Here is a 1,424-nt window from a genome sequence, read left to right as displayed (position 1 = left end):
TTCAGTCGTTCGAGCGTGCCGACCTCATCCTCGCCCATGAGCGTGCTGTAGCCGACCACGTCGGCAGCAAGGATCGCGGTAAGCCTTCGCTCCATACCTGCCTGCGCCCTCCTTGGTCGATCAAGCGGCTTCGCGCAGCCTATTCTAGTCCCGCATCGGACGCGAGTGTGTGCGTCCGTTATGACGCGCGTGTGCTTCTACTGAACAACCGTAAAGTGAAACACCTTGCTTGAGTTGACGAAGGAATAGCCGCCGCCTCCATCGTCGCGGCGTTTATAGACGGGTCCACAGTCGGGGCGCCCGAACATATTCTCGCTCAGCTCGCACAATAAGTCGCCATCGACACGGACGGTCTCGGTGACCAGCCGCGTCGTGGAGCGGAAGGCTGCCTTGCCGTCGCTCCCGATCTGGAGGAAGGCTGGTTGGAGACCGGGCTCAAGCTGACCCTGCAGAGTATGGCCCAGCACCAGCGAGGCGATCTCCTTGCCCTTCAAGCGGTTGTGCTCATCGCCGGTGAAACCGAACGGCCATTCGGGCAAGCCCGCCTGCTGCAACGCGTCGACGATGAGAGCCAAATCCTGCGGGTTACGATATTGGGCACCGTTGAGTCGGTATGCGGACAATGAATCGAAACCTGGTGTGGACATGGCACCTAGCCCCTCGGCCACTGCCGCCCTGGCATCCTGCAGGCGGCCGGCGCGGGCGTAGGCGGCACCAAGCGTGATCGTGAAATCTCCGACTGACGGCGCATCGTCGCGGGTGCGTTCGAGGGCCTCGATCGCCCTGTCGTTGCTCCCTTGAATTAGAAAGACCAGACCGGCAATTTGCCGGTTTACAGGTGAAAGATTGGGATCGAGCCTGAGCGCCGTCTCGACCGCTTCGGCAGCCTCAGCATGACTGCCGGCGAACAGTTGCACGTATCCCAGTGCTATTTGCGTCTCAGCATCGCCGGGGCCGAGTGCGACGGCTCGCTCGACCGAAGCGATGGCTTCCTCGTAGCGGCGATCCACGACCTGCATGATCCCAAGAATAGCATAGGGCGACGAAAGGTCAGGGTCGAGTTGCAAAGCTCGGCTCGCCTTCTCATATGCTCTCTTTCGTGCTGGCGCGCTCTGCATGATGTCATTGAACGATTCACGCCAGATATACACCGTCGTGCTTGCATCCGCCGCGAAGGCTTCCGCAAAAGCGGGGTCGAGCTGCTCGGCCTTGTCGTAGAGCGTGAGCGCCTCCCGCAGGCCGTCGCGCCGACCGGTCCGTGCTGTCTGCTCGGCACGAAGATAGAAGTCGTAGGCTTCGAGGTTTTCGGTCGGCGGCCGCGCCATGCGTTCGCTTTCCGCTGCCGAAGGTTGCATGCCAAGCGCCTTGGCGATCTCGCCGCTCATCTCGTGCTGGACGGCAAACACGCCGGCCATGCCACGGTC

General features: G+C 61.9%; 1 protein-coding gene. It reads right to left on the bottom strand.

The window, feature by feature from the left end; all coding sequences use genetic code 11:
- Positions 1-197: 197 nt before the first annotated feature.
- On the bottom strand, positions 198-1,424 hold a 1,227-nt coding region (locus NKJ18_RS32900; RefSeq protein ID WP_352761605.1), incomplete at its 5' end, for a tetratricopeptide repeat protein.

Source organism: Mesorhizobium sp. M0217 (assembly GCF_040321955.1).
GTDB lineage: Bacteria > Pseudomonadota > Alphaproteobacteria > Rhizobiales > Rhizobiaceae > Mesorhizobium.
The sequence above is the reverse complement of the archived record's forward strand: the minus strand, read 5'-3'. Positions and strand labels throughout refer to the sequence as shown.